Source organism: Halorussus limi, assembly GCF_023238205.1.
GTDB classification, from domain to species: Archaea; Halobacteriota; Halobacteria; order Halobacteriales; family Haladaptataceae; genus Halorussus; species Halorussus limi.
In genome coordinates this window covers 3,362,870-3,383,136 of the sequence record NZ_CP096659.1, presented here as the reverse complement: position 1 = coordinate 3,383,136, position 20,267 = coordinate 3,362,870, and the positions used below count along the sequence as shown (strand labels likewise).

The 20,267-nt window shown below is 67.0% G+C and carries 16 protein-coding genes and 1 pseudogene; 12 read left to right on the top strand and 5 right to left on the bottom strand.

Translation table 11 applies throughout. The features are described 5' to 3' along the window. Window positions 1–18 precede the first annotated feature (18 nt). From M0R89_RS17340 to M0R89_RS17320, 5 genes are all read left to right on the top strand, one after another. Window positions 19–1,119, top strand: a complete 1,101-nt coding sequence (locus M0R89_RS17340) for a sulfatase-like hydrolase/transferase (protein ID WP_303657507.1) — start codon at window positions 19–21, stop codon at window positions 1,117–1,119. Then, window positions 1,116–2,021, top strand: coding sequence for an alkaline phosphatase family protein (locus M0R89_RS17335; RefSeq protein ID WP_248650333.1), 906 nt, complete (start codon window positions 1,116–1,118; stop codon window positions 2,019–2,021). Before M0R89_RS17340 ends, M0R89_RS17335 begins: the two co-directional genes overlap by 4 nt. A gap of 1 nt (window position 2,022) precedes the next feature. Next, complete coding sequence (locus M0R89_RS17330; RefSeq protein ID WP_248650332.1) at window positions 2,023–3,492, top strand: oligosaccharide flippase family protein; 1,470 nt, start codon at window positions 2,023–2,025, stop codon at window positions 3,490–3,492. Between the two features lie 113 nt (window positions 3,493–3,605). Further along, window positions 3,606–6,770 carry an oligosaccharyl transferase, archaeosortase A system-associated gene (locus M0R89_RS17325; protein ID WP_248650331.1) on the top strand — a complete coding sequence of 1,055 codons (3,165 nt, stop codon included), beginning with the start codon at window positions 3,606–3,608 and terminating at the stop codon, window positions 6,768–6,770. 191 nt (window positions 6,771–6,961) lie between these two features. After that, window positions 6,962–7,933, top strand: a complete 972-nt coding sequence (locus M0R89_RS17320; protein WP_248650330.1) for a DUF368 domain-containing protein — start codon at window positions 6,962–6,964, stop codon at window positions 7,931–7,933. Window positions 7,934–7,961: 28 nt separating this feature from the next. Here M0R89_RS17320 and M0R89_RS17315 read toward each other — a convergent pair whose 3' ends face one another. Next, window positions 7,962–8,693 carry a helix-turn-helix domain-containing protein gene (locus M0R89_RS17315; protein ID WP_248650329.1) on the bottom strand — a complete coding sequence of 244 codons (732 nt, stop codon included), beginning with the start codon at window positions 8,691–8,693 and terminating at the stop codon, window positions 7,962–7,964. Here M0R89_RS17315 and M0R89_RS17310 point away from each other — a divergent pair. Together M0R89_RS17310 and M0R89_RS17305 are read left to right on the top strand one after the other, a co-directional pair. Further along, window positions 8,692–9,726, top strand: a complete 1,035-nt coding sequence (locus tag M0R89_RS17310) for an NAD-dependent epimerase/dehydratase family protein (RefSeq protein ID WP_248650328.1) — start codon at window positions 8,692–8,694, stop codon at window positions 9,724–9,726. The two genes, M0R89_RS17315 and M0R89_RS17310, sit on opposite strands and share 2 nt — an antisense overlap. Further along, on the top strand, window positions 9,727–10,179 hold the full coding sequence (locus M0R89_RS17305) for a hypothetical protein (RefSeq protein ID WP_248650327.1): 453 nt from the start codon (window positions 9,727–9,729) through the stop codon (window positions 10,177–10,179). Here the strand turns inward: M0R89_RS17305 and M0R89_RS17300 are convergent. Genes M0R89_RS17300 through glpA form a run of 4 tightly spaced genes read right to left on the bottom strand, consistent with a single transcriptional unit; the run spans window position 10,171 to window position 15,660 of the window. Continuing rightward, the gene (locus M0R89_RS17300) at window positions 10,171–11,322 is read right to left on the bottom strand and encodes a Cdc6/Cdc18 family protein (RefSeq protein WP_248650326.1); all 1,152 of its coding nucleotides are present in this window, start codon (window positions 11,320–11,322) and stop codon (window positions 10,171–10,173) included. The genes M0R89_RS17305 and M0R89_RS17300 overlap by 9 nt on opposite strands. Window positions 11,323–11,328: 6 nt before the next feature. Continuing rightward, on the bottom strand, window positions 11,329–12,678 hold the full coding sequence (locus M0R89_RS17295; RefSeq protein WP_248650325.1) for an anaerobic glycerol-3-phosphate dehydrogenase subunit C: 1,350 nt from the start codon (window positions 12,676–12,678) through the stop codon (window positions 11,329–11,331). Beyond that, complete coding sequence (glpB, locus tag M0R89_RS17290) at window positions 12,675–13,991, bottom strand: glycerol-3-phosphate dehydrogenase subunit GlpB (RefSeq protein WP_248650324.1); 1,317 nt, start codon at window positions 13,989–13,991, stop codon at window positions 12,675–12,677. Before glpB ends, M0R89_RS17295 begins: the two co-directional genes overlap by 4 nt. Continuing rightward, a complete protein-coding gene (glpA, locus tag M0R89_RS17285; protein WP_248650323.1) occupies window positions 13,981–15,660 on the bottom strand; it encodes an anaerobic glycerol-3-phosphate dehydrogenase subunit GlpA in 1,680 nt (559 codons plus the stop codon). The genes glpB and glpA overlap by 11 nt, the downstream gene beginning before the upstream one ends. 229 nt (window positions 15,661–15,889) lie before the next feature. On the opposite strand from glpA, the gene glpK reads away from it, so the two are divergent. The 5 genes and pseudogenes from glpK to M0R89_RS17260 all read left to right on the top strand — a co-directional run. Next, window positions 15,890–17,449, top strand: coding sequence for a glycerol kinase GlpK (gene glpK / locus M0R89_RS17280; protein ID WP_256478557.1), 1,560 nt, complete (start codon window positions 15,890–15,892; stop codon window positions 17,447–17,449). After that, entirely contained in the window at window positions 17,450–18,643 is a 1,194-nt protein-coding gene (locus M0R89_RS17275; protein ID WP_248650322.1) for a DUF7973 family transport facilitator, read from the top strand. A gap of 140 nt (window positions 18,644–18,783) precedes the next feature. Continuing rightward, a complete protein-coding gene (locus M0R89_RS17270; RefSeq protein WP_248650321.1) occupies window positions 18,784–19,176 on the top strand; it encodes an ArsR/SmtB family transcription factor in 393 nt (130 codons plus the stop codon). Continuing rightward, the gene (locus M0R89_RS17265) at window positions 19,173–19,436 is read left to right on the top strand and encodes an arsenic resistance protein (protein WP_248650320.1); all 264 of its coding nucleotides are present in this window, start codon (window positions 19,173–19,175) and stop codon (window positions 19,434–19,436) included. The genes M0R89_RS17270 and M0R89_RS17265 overlap by 4 nt, the downstream gene beginning before the upstream one ends. Before the next feature lie 12 nt (window positions 19,437–19,448). Beyond that, window positions 19,449–20,225: pseudogene (locus M0R89_RS17260) on the top strand (arsenic resistance protein); the annotation flags it as partial. Between the last annotated feature and the right edge of the window lie 42 nt (window positions 20,226–20,267).

Below are 20,267 nucleotides of genomic sequence, written 5' to 3'. Positions count from 1 at the left end.
GCTGAATAGGAGATACCAATGAAAACACTTCTGGTCACTGTCGACTCTCTTCGGTACGACCACTTCCGGCACATGCCGGAGACTCAATCGTTCCTCCAGACTACACACGACCGGGCGTTCGCTCCCAGTACGGCGACTATCGGGAGCTTTCCTGGAATCATCGGCGGTGAGTACCCGGACGGGTCCGGCCTTGGCGGGACGAACGTCGCAACCCGGTTCGACGAGTACAGTGTGGGCGTGACGACGAACCACCTCCTCTCGGAGCGATACGGGTACGCCGAGGGGTTCGATGCGTTCGAGTCTCCGACGGGCGGCGGCGATACGCTCAAAGACAAAGGGGCGGCATTTCTCACGCGTGGGTCCGTCCCGTACCGAGTCGCTTCGTGGGGCTTCAATCGTTATCAGCAACTGGTAAGCGCGTTCGGCGATGTCGAGAAGTCGTTCCGACCCGCCGACGACGTAATTGAGCGGTTCCGCTCGGAGATAGACGGCCGGAGCGAGTGGTTTGGCTGGCTCCACTTCATGGAACCCCACCATCCCTATGATCCCGACACGGCCGACTTGAGTCGGGCGCAAGCCCAAGCACTCACCCGCAAGGTCCTCGCGGGCGGCGGTGACGAGGCCGACAGGGAGCGAGTTCGCGAACTCTACAGAACCGAAATCAAAGAGTTAGACGCGGCGCTGACGACTCTTTGGGAGATCGTGCCTGACGACGCGCGAGTCGTGTTCTGTGCCGACCACGGTGAACTGCTCGGCGAAGACGGACTCTGGGGCCATCCCGGAAAGATGCGACCTGAACTGTTACACGTTCCCTTCGGGACGCGAAACGCGCCGGAACTGGGTGAGGTCGTCTCACTGGTCGACGTTCCTTCGGTGTTGTTGGGAGTCGAACACGGAATCGGCGAACTTGACAGGGATGTCGCGTTCGCCACCTACGGCGACCGGAAGGCGGCGATGAACGCCGAACACTTCTCGACCGGAGGAGCGACGACGACCCTCGACGGTGCGGAGTCGGTCGAAGACCCTGCTCTCGAACGAGAACTAGAGCGGTTCGAGCCCGGCCGGGTCGTCAAAGAAGACGCGCTTCAAGAGGACTTGGAGGACCTGGGATACGCATGACTGTCGTCGTTCTCGCTCTCGACGCGCTCGACGCTGGACTGGTCGAACACTTCAACCTCGATGAATTCCGCCTCGAATCGTCGGGACCCATCGAGACGTTCGCCTACTCGAAGGACGACCCGTACACTCCGGAGGTGTGGACCACCGTCGCCACCGGCGTCGGTCCCGAGGAACACGGCGTGACCGGAGCAGGGACGAGCGAGTGGGGGAACCCGTTGCTGGAGTTCGCCTCGAAGTTCACGGGCCGACTCTCCGAAAGTACGCGCGGAACGCTCGGTCGATTCATTCGGAACACGACCAACCAACGTGAGACCATCGGCCGGACCGACCGCCAGACCGCGTTTGACAGGGACAACGCGGTCGTCCGGAATTGGCCGGGTGTCACCGACGGGCGCGACCTCCAGCAGGCGTGGGACCTGATGAACGCGGTTGCAGAGGGGATGTCGAAGCAGGAGTTCGAGCGGAAACTCCTCTGTCTCTGCGCCGAGCAGTTCGGCTGGGCACGGGAGATACTCCACCACGACGTCTCACTCGCCGGGGTTCACGTCCACACGCTGGACGCAGCCGGACACGCCTACGCCGACGATCCCGAGTCGCTCGAGCGCGTCTATCGCCGTGTGGGTGCATTTGTGGCGGAGTTAGTCACGGAACTCAGCGAGGAAGACGAACTCCTCCTACTCAGCGACCACGGGATGTCCGTCAACTTCCTTGATGCCGACGCCGACGCCGATCCCGCGACTCACTCGTGGCGGGCGTACGCGAGCGCTACCACGGATGAAATCCCCGAAAGCGTCTACGACGTTCCTGCATGGATAGATCGTCACTTATCGGCGACCGACGGGGACGTTGACGACATCGACATGCCGACCGAACGACTCCGCGAACTCGGCTACATCGAGTAATATGTCCGACGCATCCAACGTAAGTCTTGGCGGGGAAACCGTCAAGGCAACCTTGGCGAAGTTCACGATGGCGATGACTGGCTTCGTCGGAACGATCCTTTTTGCGCGCATCCTCGGACCGACCTCGTTCGGGGGATTCTACCTCCTGTTCGGTCTCGTGAAACTGGCGGACAGGCCGATAAACGGATGGGGAATCGCTGCAAAGAAGCGTTTCTCCGAGGTGTCCAGCCACGACCGCGAACTCCTCGGTTCGGTCCTGTTTGCTGTCGTAGGATGGACCGTAGTCGTCCTTCCAGGAACTATCGTCTTCTCCGGGTGGCTCCGGTCGTACACGGGTCTGCAGGAAGCCCCGATTCTATTCGCAGTACTCCTCCTGTCAGTTTCGCTGTACGAACCACTCGAAAAGTTGGTGCAGGCTCGTGGACTCATCGGTGCGGCCACGTGGGTTGATGCGCTCCGTTCGTACCTCACGCTCCCACTCCAAATCGCGTTCGTCGCCTACGGGTTCGGAGCCGCCGGGATGGCGTACGGTTTGTCTGGAGCATCTCTTCTCGTCGTACCCGTGTTGCTCCACTACATAGGCGTCTCTCCGGCGCTACCGACGCGCGCGACGGTCCAAAACGTCGGGGAGTTCGCCAAGTACAGCATTCCGTCGAACTTCTTCGGAACGGTATACAGCCGATTCGACCTGCTCCTGCTTGGTCTCATGCTTACCCCTGCCGCTGCCGGAATGTATGAGGTCGCGGCGAAGTTGACGCTACCTGCCATCTTCGTCGCGACGACGGCCGCGAGCGGCCTCATGTCGAGAGTCAGTGATCTTCACAGTCGGGGCGAGAACGTCGAACCGGACATCTCGAACACGCTCGCGTTCGCTAGCATTCTGTCGATACCCATCTTCTTCGGTGCGCTCGCTATACCGAAAGCGCTTATCGTCACCTTCTACGGAGGCGAGTACGCCGAAGCGGCATCGCTGTTGATCGGTTTATCCCTGTACCGCCTCGTGCGGACACAGAGTGCCCCGCTAACACAGGCAGTAAACGGCCTAGACATGCCCGATACGAACATGCGACTCTCCGTGGCGACACTCGCGGTGAACGTCGTCCTCGGTGTGGCGCTCGTGTACCTGCTCGGTGCAATCGGTGTCGTAATCGCTACCATCGTCGCGGAGTCCATTCGGTACGTCGCGCTGTCGGTCTTAGTGAAGCGCCACCTTCCAGACCTCACGCTGTTTCCGCGGACGCTCCTCGAACAATTCGGAATGGGAGCGGTGATGTTCCTAGCGGTGACCGCGGTCCATCGGGTCGTCGCAGTTCAGCGGTGGTTCGACCTTGCAATCCTGTTGGCGGTCGGTGCCGGCGTGTACGGCCTCGGACTGTTGGCTATAAGCGGCCAGCTTCGCCACACTATCGCGAGCGTACTTCGAGGTTCCCGGATAGAATCGGCCATTCCCGGACGGTTCCTGAACTGGTAGTGGCGGGTTGTGAAACGGTTTCCATCTCTTTCCGGACCACTACTGCTTGATACACAGTGAAACACGTGCCCAGATGATAAGGCTTATGCGCGTTTTGCCTCTCCTTCAATCCAATGAGCCAGCAGACTGAGCAGGTCGAGGATTCGTCCGATACCGTCGATTCGGTCCTCGACTCGTTCGAGGACTGGTATCACGTCCCCGTGCTCGCCGCAGCGCTCTCGTTCATGCTGTGGGTTCGACTCCAGTCGTTCGACAAGTTCATCCGCAACGGAGAGGTGTTCTTCGACGGAAACGACGCGTGGTATCACCTCCGGCAGGTACAGTACACGGTGAACAACTGGCCGTCCACGATGCCGTACGACCCGTGGACCTACTTCCCGTTCGGCACCAGCGTCGGCCAGTTCGGTACGCTGTACGACCAACTCATCGCCACGGCGGCGCTCGTCGTCGGACTCGGCGACCCCTCCCAGAAGACGGTCGCGATGACCCTCCTCGTCGCGCCCGCCGTCTTCGGGGCGCTGGTCGCAGTTCCGACGTACTTCGTCGGTAAGCGCCTCGGTGGCCGCCCCGGCGGGCTGTTCGGCGTCGTCGTCCTCGCGCTGTTACCCGGAACCTTCCTCCGACGAGGACTCGTCGGCTTCGCCGACCACAACATCGCCGAGCCGCTGTTTCAGGCGTTCGCAGTGTTGGCGATGATGGTCGCGCTGAGCGTCGCCGAGCGCGAGAAGCCGGTGTACGAACTGCTCGCCGACCGCGACTTCGAGGCGCTCCGAGCGCCAATCGGCTACAGCGTGCTGGCCGGCATCGCCACCGCGCTCTACCTCTGGACGTGGCCGCCGGGCGTGCTGCTCGTCGGTATCTTCGGCGCCTTCTTCGGACTCAAACTCACTGCCGACTACGCACGCGGCGTCAGTCCGGACCACCTCGCGTTCGTCGGCGCGATAAGCATGAGCGTGACCGGACTGCTCATGCTGGTACCGCTCGGCACGCTGAACCCGAGTCCGACCAAGTTCTCGCTGCTCCAGCCGTTACTCGCGTTCGCCGTCGCCGCGGGCTGTGTCTTCATGGCGTGGCTCGCCCGCCAATGGGACGCCCGCGACCTCTCGACGGGGCTATACCCCGCGACGGTCGGCGGCATCGTACTCGGCGTCGTCGGCGTGGTCTACGTCGCGTTCCGCCCGCTGTACAACCTCGTCCATCGTAACCTCCTCCGAATCATCGGGTTCGGTACGAACGCCGAAACCCGAACCATCGGCGAGGCGCAACCGTTCCTCTCCCGAGTCCAGCCGCAGATCGGCATCGAGTGGTACGACCTCATTATTCGAGAGTACGGCCTGATGCTGTTCACGGCCGTCCTCGCCGCGGTCTGGATGGTCTGGCGGGCCTACCGGTCCGACGACCACAAGGCCGAACACCTCCTCGTGCTCGTGTGGGCCGCGTTCATCACCGCGGCGGCGTTCACGCAGGTTCGGTTCAACTACTACCTCGCGGTGCCGGTCGCGGTGCTGAACGCGTACCTGCTCGGCCGAGTAATCGCGTGGGCCCAGTTCCCGCGCCCCGAGAACATCGCCGACATCAACGGGACGCAGGTCGTCACGATTCTCCTGGTCGTGTTGATGGTGACGCCCGTACTCGTCACCCCGGCCAGTATCGGGTCGTCGGGGTACGCGAGCGTCGACAACACGAACACCGCGATGCAGGCCGCAGAGACCAGTCCGGGCGACATCACCAAGTGGGACGGGTCGCTCGACTGGCTGGCCAACAGCACGCCCGCCGAGGGCGACTACGCCAACGCGAACAACGCGGACGAGATGAAGTACTACGGCACGTTCCCGCAGAGTAACAGCGACTACGAATACCCCCAAGGGGCCTACGGCGTGATGTCGTGGTGGGACTACGGCCACTGGATTACGGTCGAAGGCGAGCGCATCCCGAACGCCAATCCGTTCCAGGAAGGCGCCGAGACCGCCGCGAAGTACCTGCTCGCACCTAACGAGTCCCGCGCGAACGAGATCATCAAGACCCTCGGCGCGCCCAGCGAGGAGACCCGGTACGTAATGGTCGACTGGAAGATGGCGTCGGTGTACCCGAATGCCGGCGGGAAGTTCTTCGCCCCGGCGACGTTCAAGAAGAACGTCACTCCCTCGACCTACTACCAACCGATCTACCGACAGGGTCAGAACGGACTCCAGACCGCGTTCAACCTGCGGTCCCAGAAGTACTACGACAGCCAGATGGCGCGGCTCTACCTCTATCACGGCAGTCGCATGGAGCCCAAACCCATCGTCGTGGACTGGCAGGCCCGCCAGTATCGGACGCAGAACGGACAGGTCGCTTCGTTCAAACTCGCCGAGCAGGGACCGAACGCGACGCTCGTCCGGCGGTTCCAGACGATGAAGCAGGCCCGCGCGTTCGTCGCTAACGACTCGACTTCCCAAATCGGCGGCATCGGGCAGTTCCCGAGCGAACCCGTCGAGGCGCTGAACCACTACCGCGTGGTCAAGCAGAGCGAGGCCTCCGGGACGAGCAACGCGCAGTGGGCCCGGCGACTCCGCGCCGAGATGCAGACGCTCCTGCAGGGGAAGGCGATTCGGAGCCCCGGACAGATGTTCCAGACCGCGCCCTCGTGGGTCAAGACGTTCGAGCGCGTGCCCGGCGCGACCGTGAAGGGTACCGGCCCGGCCAACACCACGGTCACGGCCGCGGTCCAGCTATCGCCGGTCGGTCAGAACGGGTCGTTCACCTACACCCAGCAGGCCCGGACCGGTCCGGACGGTCAGTTCACGATGACCCTGCCGTACTCCTCGACCGGCTACGAGAACTGGGGTCCCGAGAAGGGGTACACCAACGTCAGCGTCCGCGCGACCGGTCAGTACCAGTTCTACACGCCCCGGAGCTTCGAGGGTGGCAACGTCACCTTCCACAACGCCTCCGCGCACGTCACCGAGGCGCAGGTCATCGGCGAGAGCAACGAGACCACCACGGTCGAACTGACGAAGGAGTCGGTTTCGCTCCGGCAGAACAACCAGTCGAGCGACAACTCGACGGCCGACGGCAACCAGACGGCGCCCGCAAACGGAACCGCCGCGAACGGGACGACCGGTAACGACTCGGCGAACGCCTCCGCGCTCGGGTCCTCGGCCGACGCGTCGCCCTCCGACGCGCAGTCGAAGATGACGCCCGAACGCGCGCTCCCCGAACGCGAGGAGACCGCTCCGGCGCGCGCCGGACTCGTCGGCGCGTGGGCCGGTGCGCTCGCGCTCGCGAACCGAGACTGAAACGCGGCGCGTCGTTTTCGAGCGGTCGATTTTCGAGGTCCGATTTTCCGGCGTTCGTTTTTCAACGTCAGTTTTCGTGTCCAACGGGTAGCTACCGCGACCGGGACGGTCTCGTGCCGTCTATGCCCCAGGGCCACTCAGTCCTCCGAGAAAGCAAACCGTTTTCCGGCCGGTTGTCGTACCCCTCGCCAATGCGAGAGTGGCTCTCCATCTACCTGAAAGGCGTCTCCATGGGTGCCGCCGACGCCGTCCCCGGCGTCTCCGGCGGGACCATTGCGCTGATAACCGGCATCTACGAGCGACTGGTCGGAGCCATCGCCGCCTTCGACCCCCGCGTGCTGGCCGACCTGCCGCGAGTCTACGACCCCGAGGCCCGGCGGCGCGTCGCGGGAATGCTCCGCGAGATGGACGTGGCGTTCCTGCTGGTCCTCGGTGCGGGAATCATGACCGCCATCGTGGGAGTGACCGGAGCGGTCAGTCGTATCGCGGACTCGTCGCCGGCCGTCCTGTTCGCGTTCTTCTTCGGTCTCATCGCGGCGTCCGCGCTCGTCCTCTGGAGCGAGGTCCGACTCGACACCGGGGGCGAGAAGGCGGCCGCCGTCGTCGGCTTCGTCGTCGCGTTCCTGCTCGCGAGTGAGTCGACGGCCGCGGCGATTCCCCACTCGCCGCCCGTCCTGTTCGTCGTCGGCGCGATAGCCATCTGCGCGATGATTCTGCCCGGCGTTTCGGGGTCGTTTTTACTCATCCTGTTCGGCCAGTACATCTTCATGTCGGACACGCTCCACGCGTTCATCGACGAGGCCGTCGGCGTCGTCCGCGGCGGTCCGGTCGAATCCGCGGTCGGTCCCGCCGTCGCCGTGGTGTCGTTCGTCGCGGGCGCGGCCGTCGGCATCCTCACTTTCGCCCGCGTCGTCGAATGGGCGCTGTCGAACCACCGCGAGGTGACACTGACGTTCCTCGTCGCGCTGATGGTCGGCGCGCTACGGCTTCCGGTCGCGAAGATTCTCGGCGCCGGCGGCGAGTGGCCGGTGGCGCGCGTGGCCGCGGTCCTGCTGGCCGGCGTTGCGGGCACCGCGGCGGTCCTGCTCGTGGACTACTACACCGACGACCTCGACTACGTCGAGGACGACCCGACCGCGACGCCCGCGCCGCGCAACGACTGATTCCGTCCCGGCGTCGCTTCGACCGACTTCACTCCCCGAACAGCGCGTGGAGCACCGTCGACTCGGCCTTCCGGAGGTGTTCGGACGCCGTGCTCGGCGAGCAGTCCAGCGCCTCGGCGACCGCTTCGTGGGACGCGGCCCGCGGCACGTCGTAGTACCCCGCCGCGACCGCCGCCTCGACGGCCTCGCGCTGGCGCTCCGAGAGGAGCGTCTCGTAATCCCCGGACGGCCCGCCGACGCGCTCGACTTCCACCTCGATGCCGTCTGGAGCGCCACCGTGGAGGTCCTGTAACGCCTCGGCGGTGCCGACCACCTCGAAGGTGACTCCGCCGTCTTCGGTGTGTTCGAGCGACGACGTGACCACGACGCCGCCCCGATTGTAGGCGTCGAACATCGCCCGCTGGACCGGCGTCGTCCCGGCCCGGACGTGGAGGTAGAAGCGGTCCTCGGCCACCGTTGTCAGGTCGTAGGCCCGGACCTCGGGCGTCTCGTCGAGCGCCGCGGCGAAGGCCTCGCGGTCGGCCTCGACGTAGAACGCGTGGGTCATGGTCTCGCCCGCGTCGTTCCAGTGAACCATCTCGGCGGCGCTCACGAAGTCGCGCTCGGCCATCAGCGTGTGGAGCGGATGAACCTCGGTGTCGGGCGCGTAGAACGTCAACTGGAGGCGACGCATACGCCGGTGGGCGCCCGCCGCGCCTATAAATCCACCGCGCAGGTCCGGCAGAACCGCTACCTCCTCCGCGGTCGTGGGTCCGCACATGAACGTCTTCGTCGCCGGCGCGACCGGCGTCCTCGGACGACGACTGGTGGCGGAACTCGCCGACCGCGGCCACGACGTCGTCGGCCTGACGCGAGACGAATCGGGCGACCGACGGGTCCGGGCCGCGGGCGGCGTCCCGCGGCGCGGCGACGTACTCGACCGCGAATCGCTCCGGAGCGCGGCCGAGGGGGCCGACACCGTGGTCCACGCCGCGACTGCCATCCCCACCGCGGGGAAGCCGACCGACGACGACTGGGAGCGGAACGACCGGGTCCGCCGGGAGGGCGCGCGGAACCTGACCGCGGTCGCGAGCGAGGCGGGCGCGGACCGCTTCGTCCAGCAGAGCGTCGTCTGGGTCGTACGCCGACCCGACGGTTCCGCGTTCGACGAGACCGCAGACCCGAACCCGGACCGGACCACTCGGTCGGCGCTCGACGCCGAGCGAATCGCCCGCGAGGCGGCCGACGACGCCGAATTCGAGACCGCGGTCCTCCGGTGTGGCTTCTTCTACGCCCACGACTCGGCGCACGTCCGGTCGTTCGGCGAGCGACTGCTCGCCGGGCGGATGCCGATAGTCGGCCGCGGACTTCTGGGCCGGGGCGACGCCGAACTCTCCTTCCTCCACGCCGACGACGCCGCGCGGGCGTTCGCCGAGGCGACCGTCGGGGCGGAAAGCGGTCTCTACCACGTCGCGGACGGGACCCCCGTCACGACCGCCGACTTCCTGCGGGCCTTGGCCGACCGCCTCGGCGCACCGGACCCCCGAAGGATGCCGGGGTGGCTGGCGAAACGCCTCGCGGGCGAGGCGACGGTGGACCTGCTGACGTCTCCGATGCCGACCGACGCCGAGCGGTTCCGGCGCGACTTCGACTGGAGGCCCCGGTATCCGTCCTACCGCGAGGGCCTCGACGCGGTGGTCGAGCGGTGGCGCGAGGAGGGGGTGCTCCGAGAAACCGGAGACGGCTACGAGTGGCGCGCGGAGGCGGTCGAGTCGGCCGAGACGGCGGACGTAGCGGAGGCGGCGGAGACGTAGATGGTCCGCAAACTGGCGGTCGCGACGCTCACAGTCGTTCTGCATCTCGCGGCGAACGCGGCTCACGGCGTCCCGCACGCCGCGATTCCGGTTCCGCTCGCGGCGTGGCAGCGGGCGTTCGTCTTCGGAGTCGTCGCGCTGGCACCGCTGGTCGCGCTCGGGTTCCTGTGGCGCGGGCAATCGAGGGCTGGCGCGGGCCTGCTCGCGGTCTCGATGGCGGCGTCGCTGGCGTTCGGCCTCTACTTCCATTTCGGCGCGCCGAACCCCGACCACGTGGACGCGGTTCGCGCGGGCCCGTGGCGAAGCCCCTTCCGGACGACCGCAGTACTGGTCGCAGCTATCGACGCCGTCGGCGCTCTCGTCGGCCTCTGGTTAGCGTACGAGGCTCCGGACTCGTCGGTCGGTGACCGACCGCCGAGGATTGGACCGCTCCCGAGGCTCCCGCTACGCTGACCGTCTGCCGTCGAGGCGTCGGAACGGGAGGGTCGGGAACCGCGGAACTGCGCGGCTAGGGCGACGCCCGCTCCCGTCGGTCGAGTCGGTCTGAATCCGTTCGAGGACGCCCCGCTCCGCGAGTTCGTAGAGGAACCGCTTGACCGTCGCCGCGGTCAGGTCCGAGCGCTCCGCGATGGCGCTGGCCGCGTCGTCTATCGGAAGCGTCGCGTCGAGCGAGATGAGTTTCAGGAGGACCTCGCGCCGGTTCTCCGGCAGGGCGAAGACCCGCCCGACGTGAATCCCGTCGTCGGGCACGTCCTCGATGCCGGCGTCCACGTCGCTCGCCCGGATTCGGTCGGCACCGTCGGCGTCCGCGATGTCGGCCGCGCCGAACGCGGCCGCGAGGGCGTCGTGGGCGTCGCCGCTGGCCCACTCCGCGAGATGGCGGGCCTGCCCGTGCCTGAGGGCACCGCTCGTCAGCGCTCGCGAGGCCCGCTCGGTCAAAATGTCGACCAGCGCGTGCTGGCGGTACTCCGGCACGTGGACGGTCTTCGCGCTCCAGTCGTCGGGGACCGCTCGGCCGACGACCACGAGCGCCGCGTCGTCGGCGACGGGGTCGAACCACTCGCGGAGTTTTCCGCCGTCGGGCGAACTCGGACTCCCGACGTGGTCGACGGCGACGACGGCCCTCCGGGCGGACGACGAGAACTGCTCGACCAACCGCTCGCGGAGTCGGTCGGTCCCGACGCCGCGTCGGGGGACCGACTCCTCGACCACGGCGTCGAGCAGCGTGTGGTAGAACTGGAACTCGCTGGTCGTCCGGTAGCCGTCGACGTGGACGAACTCGACGGCGTCGGCGGCGGTCCCGGCGCGGGTCGTCGTACCGATTCGGCGGTGCCGTCGCCCGAACTGGTCGCTGAGGTGAGCGAATAGCGCACTCACGAGCGCCGACTTCCCCGACCCCTTCGGCCCGTACACCGCGGCGTCCGGCGGGAGTCGCCGGTCGAACACGGGGTCGAGAACGTCGAGGAGGCGTTCGAGGACTGGACCCCGACCGACCGGGTCGGGCAGGTGAACCGCGGGGTTGAGCGGGCTTCGGTCCACGAACAGGTCGTCGCCCCGCGTGGCCTGTCGCCGAGCGATTCGTTCTTCGAGGTCCATCGGCGCTCAGTGGCTCCCCTCGACGAGGGCCTCCTCCAGCACTTCGAGCGGATGGCGAATCTCGTAGCCGGTCCCGTGTTCCATCTGCATCGCGCAGGTCGGACACTCGGTCATGCCCGCCTCGGCGTCGGTCTCCTCCATGTGTTCGAACATCTCAGCGCCGATTTTCATGGACGTTTCGTATTTCTCGTCCTTCCAACCGTAGGTGCCCGAGATGCCGGAACACGAGTCGCCCACGTCCTCGGCGTTCGCGCCGTCAAGACCGTCGATGAGTTCGACCGCCTGTCCGGCCAGACCCTGATTCCGGGCGTGGCAGGGCGCGTGGTAGGCGAACTCGCCCGCGTCGACTTCCGCGTCCGCCAACTCGGCTTCGAGGTCCTCGTGGAGTCGGAGGTATTCGAGCGCCTCGTAGGTGTGGGCCGCGACGCTGGCGGTCCCGTCGTAACTGAACAGTTCCGGGTACTCCTGGCGGAGTGACATCGAACAGGAGGTACAGGAGGCGATGATGTCGTAGCCCTCCTCGACGAGGCCCGAGAAGTTCTCGACGTTGATTCCGGCCGCGCGCTTGGCGTCGTCCAGCATCCCGTTGGCGAACATGGGCGTCCCCGAACACCGCTGCTTGGGGACGACCACCTCGTAGCCGAACGACTCGAACAGTCGGACCATCGCCTTGCCGACCGCCGGGGTGTTGTAGTTCGAGTAACAGCCGTGGAAGTACGCGACGCGCTTGTCCTCGGAGCGGACCTGCGGGCCACCTCGCTTCTCCCACCACTCGCGGAACGTCTCCTCGGCGAACTCGGGGAACTCACGCTCGCTCGTGATGCCCAGCACCTTCTCGTTGACCGCCTGCACGAGCGAGTTGCCCATCAGGAAGTTGGTGAGTCGCGGGACCTTGCTCCCGAGTTCCGCCATCGTCCGGTAGTTCGCCAGAATCCGGTTGCGGACGTACTCCCGGGATAGCTTGTCCATCTGGTTCTCGACGTACTCCCCGCGGGCCGTGTTGTGCATCTGGCTGAGGGGCACGTCGGAGGGACACGACGAGTCACACCGCATGCAGTTCGAGCAGGACATCACCGAGTCGTCGATGTCGGTGTCCTCCTTGCGCTTGAGTCGCCACTGCTCGGGCCCCTGGAACTTCGGCCCGGGGAAGTCGTCGTCCACCTCCGCGACGGGGCAGTTGGTGTCGCAGGTCGAACACTTGTAACAGTCGTCGCTCCCCGGTCGGAGGTCCATGTCTTCGCTCTCGGGGAACACCTGCACCGGTTCGAACTCGTCGTCCGAGACCGTTTCCTCGTGGCGCACTTCGTTCACGTCGTTCGAGTCGTTCGGGTTAGTTGGCTGTTCTGCGTCGCTCATGAATCAGACACCTCTTTGGCCGCGCTGCGTCCGGCCGCGACGCCGGTGGCGAGCGAGACGCCCGCACCGGACTTCTCGGCCGCGAAGTCGTGGCCGCCCAGCACCGCCCCGGCGGCCCGGAGGTTCGGAAACTCCACGTCACCCCTCCGGTCGAGGGGTCGCAGGTCGTCGTCGGTCTCCACCCCGAACCGAGCGAACGGGTGGTCGCCGAACGCCGCGTCGGCGAACCAGTCGTACCGGTCGCCCGAGTGGGGCACGTGGCAGTCGAAAATCGGTTCGGCGACGCCCTCGCGGTCCGAGTCGATCCCCTTGCCCACGAGGCCGCCGGTCGCCAGCACGAACTGGTCGGCGTGGAACGGAATCGCCGCGCCGTTGCGCTCGACGCGGACGGCGGCGATGTCTTCGCTGCCCGCCCTGCCGCCTTCCTCGTAGTCCACGACGGGGTTGCCGGTCGTGAAGCGCACGCCCGCCTCCCGGCACGCCCCGGTAAGCGCGCCTTCGAGGCGCATCCCCGGGATGCTCGGCGGTCCCATCGGCACCTCGAACACCGCCGCGCCGAGTTCTGCTTCGAGGCTCTCGCGCACCTCGTCTGGCCGGTGCTGGCCGAGGAGCGCCGGAAAGCCCACGCGCTCCGCGCCGCGGAGATGGGGTTTCACCGCCTCCGCGAGCGCCTCCCGGACCGGGAGTTCCGTCGTGTAGCCGTCACCCTGGACTGCCACGCGCTCGTCGGCGTCGAGCGCGTCGGCGAACCGAGTAATCTTGGCGTCCACCCGGAAGTCGCCGGGGAACGAAATCGTCGCGCCCCGCGCGGCGAACGGGACGCCCGCGGATTCGAGGTGGTCGGCCGCCAATGGCGCGTCGAAGTCGGTGACGGTCTCGAACCCCACGAGGAGGGCGCTCCGGTCGTCGCTCGCCAGTCCGGCCGCCGCGCTCGCGGGGTAGCGCGCTGTCGGTTTCACCGCCCCGCCGTGAGTGGGCACGAGCGCGTTTCGGTCGGTGTGGTCGCCGCGGTAGCGGTCGCCGACGACCCCGTCGAAGACCGCCAGCGCCTCGCGGACGCCCTCGACGCCCACGGTCCGGTACGGGTGGGCGTCGGGGAGTTGCGGGATGGCCTCGAAGGGGTCGGAGAGCGGTCCTTCTCCGTCCGATTCGGGGAGATACCCCAACACGTCCACCAGTCCGCTCGCGCTCTTGAGGGTCGAGTCCTTGTGCGAGAGCAGGCGGACGTCCACGCCCTCGCGGGCGGCGGCGAGCGCGGCGGTCATCCCGGCGATGCCGCCCCCGACGACGGTCACGTCGTCTTCAATCGCCACGCTGGCCTCCGTCGAACTCGCCGAACGCAATCGCTTCCTCGCGGTCGGCCGGGTCGCGGTCCCGGTTCATCGTCGCGGAGTGGAGCGCGTAGTTCAGGCCGGCCTGCGATAGCTGTTCGCCCCAGAGGGCGTGGCGCTCGCCCTTCCAGCGCTCCTCGAACAGGTCGTCGAGCGCGGCGTAGGCCTGCGGTTCGTCGAACTCCGGGTGGAGTTCGCTCGCCATCCGGTGACAGCAGAACCCGCCCTGACAGTTGCCCATCGACGCGCGGGTCCGGATGCGGACCGCGTTGAGGTCGGTGCCCGACTGGTCGATGGCGTCGCGCACCTCCGCGCGAGTGACCGCCTCGCAGTCGCAGAGGACCGGATTCGGTTCCACCGACGAGAGTACCTCGTCCGCGCGACTGCCGAGGCGCTGGGTGCTCCGGCGCGCGACCGGCGAGCGCAGGCCGAATCGGTCCATCCCGGCGTCGAGGACGGACTCGTCCTCGCTGCCCGGAAGCGGGACCTCGGCAGTCCGGCACGTCGCGCTGACGCCCAACTGGTCGCAGACGTGGTCGGAAATCTCCTCGGCCATCATGCGGTAGGTGGTGAACTTCCCGCCGACGATGGAGGTGAGTCCGTGAAGGTCGTCGCGCTCCTCGTGGTCGAGCAGGAAGTAGTCGCGGGTGATGTCTGTCGGGTCCGAACTCCCGACCTCCGGCGGTTCGTACAGCGGGCGGACGCCCCAGAACGACCGGACCGTCCGGGCCTCCCCGAGGATGGGGACGAGTCGCTTCAACTCGTCTATCATCAGGTCGACCTCCCACCGCTCCTCGGGGTAGTCCTCGGGGTCTTCGACCTCCTCGTCGGTCGTGCCGAGGATGGCCGTCGTCTCGTGGGGCACGACGATGTCGGCGTCGCCCTTCGGTCGGCACCGATTGATGACGGTGTCCACCTGCCGGCAGTTCATGACGACCATCACGCCCTTCGAGGGCCGGACCTCGATGTCGACGCCCGCCATCTCGCCGATTCGGCCGGCCCACGCGCCGGTCGCGTTGACCACGTACTCCGCGCGAATCTCCTCGGTCTCGCCGGACTTCCCGTGCGAGCGCTTTCCGGGACCGGTCTCGTGGCGAATCTCCGCGCCGGTGATGCGCTCGTCGTCGCCCAACAGGTCGATTACCTCGGCGTGGGTCTCGACGCGCGCGCCGTGGTTCTCGGCGCTGACCGCGTTGGCCACGCAGAGCCGAAACGGGTCGACGGCCCCGTCGGGAACCCGAATCGCGCGCTTCACGTCCTTCGTGAGGTAGGGTTCCTCCTCGCGGGCCTCCTCGGCGCTGAGGACCTCCGCGGGGATGCCGCACTCCCGACAGCCCTCCAACTTCTCCTCGAAGTACTCGTCGGGGTCGCCCTCCAACTGGACGAACTGGCCGCCGGTCTCCTCGACGCAGTGGCCCGCGATGTCCCGGAGGACGCGGTTCTCCTCGATGCACTCCTCCGCGCTCGCCTGGTCGGAGACGGCGTAGCGCCCGCCGCTGTGGAGCAGGCCGTGCATCCGCCCGGTCGTCCCGTGGGTCAGGTTCCCTTTCTCGACGAGGGTGACGTCGACCCCCCGCATCGCCAAGTCCCTGGCGATGCCGGTGCCGGTAGAACCCCCGCCGACGACGAGAACGTCCGTAGTAGCTGTCATCCGTTTTCTCAGAAGTGGGACCCGCGATACTTTACTTTACCGCCACTGCCATCTACGGAGTAAATACATTCGAGAGGCGGCCGAAGACCTTCTGACGGGCGGAAAATATCCGTATATGGAACGACTCGACGAAAGTTTTATAATGAAAGTCAATATTGTTTACCAGTAGAGCGACATCGTGAGTAAACTACGCGCGGTGTCGCGAACCCAGATACGGCTGGCGATTACCATCGGTGACTCACTCACGACAACGGAAACGTACGTCGGAGCAATCGACCAGGGGACGACAGGTACCCGGTTCATGGTCTTCGACCACGACGGAACGGTCGTAACGGACGCCTACGAAACGCACGAACAGATTTACCCGGAACCCGGATGGGTCGAACACGACCCGCTCGAAATCTGGGAGAACACCAAGTCGGTCGTGAGGGCGGCGCTCGACGACGCGGGCCTCTCGGCCGACCAACTCGCCGCCATCGGCGTCACCAACCAGCGCGAGACGACGCTGCTCTGGGACCGCGACACCGGCAAGCCGGTCCACAACGCCATCGTCTGGCAGGACCGGCGGACCACCGACCGAGTCGAACAACTCGAATCCGAGGGCAAGGTCGAGGAGATACGAGCCAAGACCGGTCTCGAAGCCGACGCCTACTTCTCGGCGACCAAGGCCGAGTGGCTGCTCGACAACGCCGACCCCATCAAGACACAGCGCGCTCGCCCGGCCGACATGAAAGAGCGGGCCGCCGAGGGCGAAATCCTGTTCGGAACCATCGACTCGTGGCTGATATACAACCTGACCGGGAACCACATCACCGACGTGACCAACGCCTCCCGGACGATGCTGTTCGACATCCACGAGATGGAGTGGGACGACGACCTGCTCCGGGAGTTCGACGTACCGAGGGAGTCGCTGCCGGAGGTCCGACCCTCCAGCGACGAGGACTACTACGGCACGACCGACCCCGACGGCTTCCTCGGTGCCGAGATTCCGGTCGCGGGCGCGCTCGGCGACCAGCAGGCCGCGCTGTTCGGCCAGACCTGCTTCGACGCCGGCGACGCCAAGAACACCTACGGCACCGGGAGCTTCTTCCTGATGAACACGGGTAACGAAGCGGTCGACAGCGACCACGGCCTGCTCACGACGGTCGGGTTCCAGCGCTCGGGCGAACCCGTCCAGTACGCCCTCGAAGGCTCCATCTTCGTCACCGGCGCGGCCATCGAGTGGCTCGAAGACATGACGCTCATCGAGGACGCCGCCGAGACCGAAGCCCTCGCGCGGAGCGTCGATTCGACCGACGGCGTCTACGTCGTCCCGGCGTTCACCGGTCTCGGAGCGCCCCACTGGGACCAGCGCGCCCGGGGGACCATCGTCGGGATGACCCGCGGCACGCGCCGGGAACACGTCGTCCGCGCGACCCTCGAATCCATCGCCTACCAGACCCGCGACGTGGCCGAGGCGATGGTCGCCGACAGCGACATCGAGATGGAGAGTCTGAAGGTCGACGGCGGCGCGGTCAAGAACAACTTCCTCTGCCAGTTGCAGGCCGACATCATCGGCACCGAAATCGCCCGCCCCGAGGTGGACGAGACGACCGCGCTCGGGTCGGCGTACGCCGCCGGTCTCGCGGTCGGCTACTGGGACGACCCCGACGAACTCCGACAGAACTGGCGGGTCGACCGCGAGTTCGCCCCGGAGATGGACCGCGACGAGGCCGACCGGATGTACGACCGGTGGGGCGACGCCGTCGAGCGCTCGACCGACTGGGCGCGCGACGGGGGTGACGACTGAATGGCTTGGGGCGACCTCTGGGCGGTCGAGATGCTGGTCGCGGCGTTCGCGGGCGGCGCGTTCGGCGCGGCGCTCGGAGCACTCCCGGCCTTCATCTTCACCGGCTTCATGGTCATCGCCGGCGAGGCGGCCAACGTCATCGGCAAGACCGTGGCCGGCGCCTCCGACGCGGGCGCGTCCAGTGAACTCGCGGCGGTCGGCATCACCGGAGCCATCGCGTTCGGCCCGGTGTTCTCCCCGGCCATCAGTTTCGCCGGCGGCGCGGCGGCGGCCGCCTACGCCGCCAAGAAGGGGTACATGGACACCGACTTCGACTTCCACGAGGCCAAGAACATCGCGTTCGCCCAGGGCACCAAGCCCGACGTGCTGGCGGTCGGCGGCGCGTTCGGTATCGTGGGCTACTGGCTGACAGTCGCCTCCTCGACGCTCGGGATGCCCTACGACCCCATCGCGATGGGCGTCGTGCTGTCGGCCGTCATCCACCGAATCGTCTTCGGCTACGACATCATCGGCGACACCAGCGGCGGCATCCTCGACATGAGTCCGTTCGAGGACGGCGACCGCCGCGTCATCGGCGAGGCCGCGACCGCCGACGCCGACGGCGACGGAGGTCGGGAACCCGCGGCGGACGGCGGGGAACCGAGCGACGACTCGCGACCCTCGTCGGAGCCTCGCTCCGACGGCGGGACCGCGGAAGGCCGGTTCGTCGTCGAACCGTGGCTCCCCCACCAGTACAAGTGGGCGAACGTGGCGACGCTCGGAGTGGTCGTGGGCATCCTCGCGGCGTTCACCGCGTACACGACGGGGAGCCCGTTCCTCGCGTTCGGCATCAGCGCGGCGAGTCTCGTCTTCCTCAACTGCGGGGTCGAGCAGATTCCGGTGACTCACCACATCAGTTTGCCCGCCAGCACCGCGGCGCTGGCGCTGGCCCCGGCCGGGATGTCGGTCTCGACGGCGCCGACCGCCGAAGTCGCGGCCGCGATTCCGCTCGGGTCCGCGCTCGCGGTCGGCGGCGTCTTCGGTCTCGTCTGCGCGCTCGCCGGCGAACTCGTCCAGCGGGTCTTCTACGCCCACGCCGACACGCACTTCGACCCGCCCGCAGCGGCCATCGTGGTCGGCACCTTCCTCGTCGCTGTGCTTGCCGCGGTCGGCGTCTTCCCCCAGACCGTCTGGGTGCCGGCGCTCGGCCTCTGAGCGGTCGGTCCGACGACCCCGACGAACTTTTTCTGCGACTCGGGACGCGCCCTGTCGCTCTACCGGTCGGCCGAGCGACGGCCATCTGAACGCGGGTTCAGACCGGAAGCCCTATCTGAATCTTCGCTCAATCACCCGTCATGGCAGACACGACCGACCGACTCCGGCGACTCGTCACCGACGAACTCGGCGAGTGTCGGGACGCCGACTTGGACCGTCGGCTCTCGGAACTGGACGGCCTCGCCGACAGCGCCCTCGCGGACGACTCGGCCCGACCGGTGTTCGCGGTGCTCGGCGACGAGACGCGATACCGACTCGCGCGACTCCTCGTCGCCGCGGACGACGACCTCTGTGTCTGCGAACTCGAACCGCTGGTGGACGTGAGCGAGAGCGCGGTCAGTCACGCGCTCGCCGACCTCGTGGACGCCGGACTCGCCCGCCGTCGGAAGGACGGCAACTGGCGCTACTACGACGCAACCGAACTCGCCGCGGAACTGCTCGCGGCCGCGGACCGGGAGGTGGGCGACGCGTGAGCGACGACATCGGCGTACTGGACCGGTATCTCACGGTCTGGATCGGACTCGCGATGGCCCTCGGCGTGGGTCTGGGCTACGCGGTGCCCGGCGTCGCCGACCTGCTGAACGCGGTCACGTTCAACGGCACCAGCCTCCCCATCGCGATCGGACTGTTCGTGATAATTTACCCCATCATGGCCGAAATTGACTACGGGCGCATCCCGAAGGTCACTCGGACCGCCCGGAAGGAGATCGGGTTGACGCTCGCGTTCAACTGACTCGTCGCGCCGTTCGTGATGTACGGTTTCGCAGTCCTCTTCCTCGGCGGACACCCCGAGTTCGTCACCGGACTCATCATCGTCGGCATCGCGCCGTGCATCGCCATGGTGTTGGTCTGGAACGAACTCGCGGCCGGAAATCAGGAGATGTGCGCGGTCTGCGTCGGCGTCAACAGCCTGCTGCAAATCGTGCTGTTCGTCCCCTACGCCTTCGTGTTCCTGACCGTGCTTCGGGGGACCTCGGTGGACGTTTCCATCGGTCTCATCGCCCAGACGGTGCTGGTCTTCCTCGGCCTGCCGCTGTTGCTCGGCTACCTGACCCAGACGGTCGCGTTCCGAACCGTGGGCAAGGCGGCCTACTACGACCGAATCGTCCCGCGAATCAGCCCGCTGGGTCTGCTCGGCCTGCTGTTCACCGTCGTCGTGATGTTCGCGCTCAAGGGCGAGTACATCGTCGAGAACCCCGAGCAGATAGCGCTCATCGCGGTCCCGCTGCTCGTCTTCTTCGCGGGGATGTGGGCGCTCGCCTACGGCGCGTCCGCCGCGCTCGGCTTCAGTTACACCGGGAGCATCAGCGTCGCGTTCACCGCCTCGTCGAACAACTTCGAGTTGGCCATCGCGGTCGCGGTCGCGGTGTTCGGCATCGGGAGTAACGTCGCGCTCGCCACGGTCGTCGGTCCGCTCATCGAGGTTCCCGTGATGCTGGCGCTCGTCCGCGTCGCGCTGGCGACGAGAGGCCGCCTGTTCTCCGAGGCACAGGGAACGGGCGGGGTCGCCTACTCGGACTGACCCGCCGGTCGGGGCGCCCGAAACGACCGCGAACGACCGCTT

Excerpts from the sequence above, each read along its gene's own strand:
- M0R89_RS17310 (WP_248650328.1), top strand. The coding sequence starts at position 8,692 with ATGAACGTCTTCGTCGCCGGCGCGACCGGCGTCCTCGGACGACGACTG.
- M0R89_RS17335 (WP_248650333.1), top strand. The coding sequence starts at position 1,116 with ATGACTGTCGTCGTTCTCGCTCTCGACGCGCTCGACGCTGGACTGGTC.
- M0R89_RS17320 (WP_248650330.1), top strand. The coding sequence starts at position 6,962 with ATGCGAGAGTGGCTCTCCATCTACCTGAAAGGCGTCTCCATGGGTGCC.
- M0R89_RS17295 (WP_248650325.1), bottom strand. The coding sequence starts at position 12,678 with ATGAGCGACGCAGAACAGCCAACTAACCCGAACGACTCGAACGACGTG.
- M0R89_RS17330 (WP_248650332.1), top strand. The coding sequence starts at position 2,023 with ATGTCCGACGCATCCAACGTAAGTCTTGGCGGGGAAACCGTCAAGGCA.
- M0R89_RS17325 (WP_248650331.1), top strand. The coding sequence starts at position 3,606 with ATGAGCCAGCAGACTGAGCAGGTCGAGGATTCGTCCGATACCGTCGAT.
- glpA (WP_248650323.1), bottom strand. The coding sequence starts at position 15,660 with ATGACAGCTACTACGGACGTTCTCGTCGTCGGCGGGGGTTCTACCGGC.
- M0R89_RS17305 (WP_248650327.1), top strand. The coding sequence starts at position 9,727 with ATGGTCCGCAAACTGGCGGTCGCGACGCTCACAGTCGTTCTGCATCTC.
- M0R89_RS17340 (WP_303657507.1), top strand. The coding sequence starts at position 19 with ATGAAAACACTTCTGGTCACTGTCGACTCTCTTCGGTACGACCACTTC.
- M0R89_RS17300 (WP_248650326.1), bottom strand. The coding sequence starts at position 11,322 with ATGGACCTCGAAGAACGAATCGCTCGGCGACAGGCCACGCGGGGCGAC.
- M0R89_RS17315 (WP_248650329.1), bottom strand. The coding sequence starts at position 8,693 with ATGTGCGGACCCACGACCGCGGAGGAGGTAGCGGTTCTGCCGGACCTG.
- M0R89_RS17270 (WP_248650321.1), top strand. The coding sequence starts at position 18,784 with ATGGCAGACACGACCGACCGACTCCGGCGACTCGTCACCGACGAACTC.
- M0R89_RS17275 (WP_248650322.1), top strand. The coding sequence starts at position 17,450 with ATGGCTTGGGGCGACCTCTGGGCGGTCGAGATGCTGGTCGCGGCGTTC.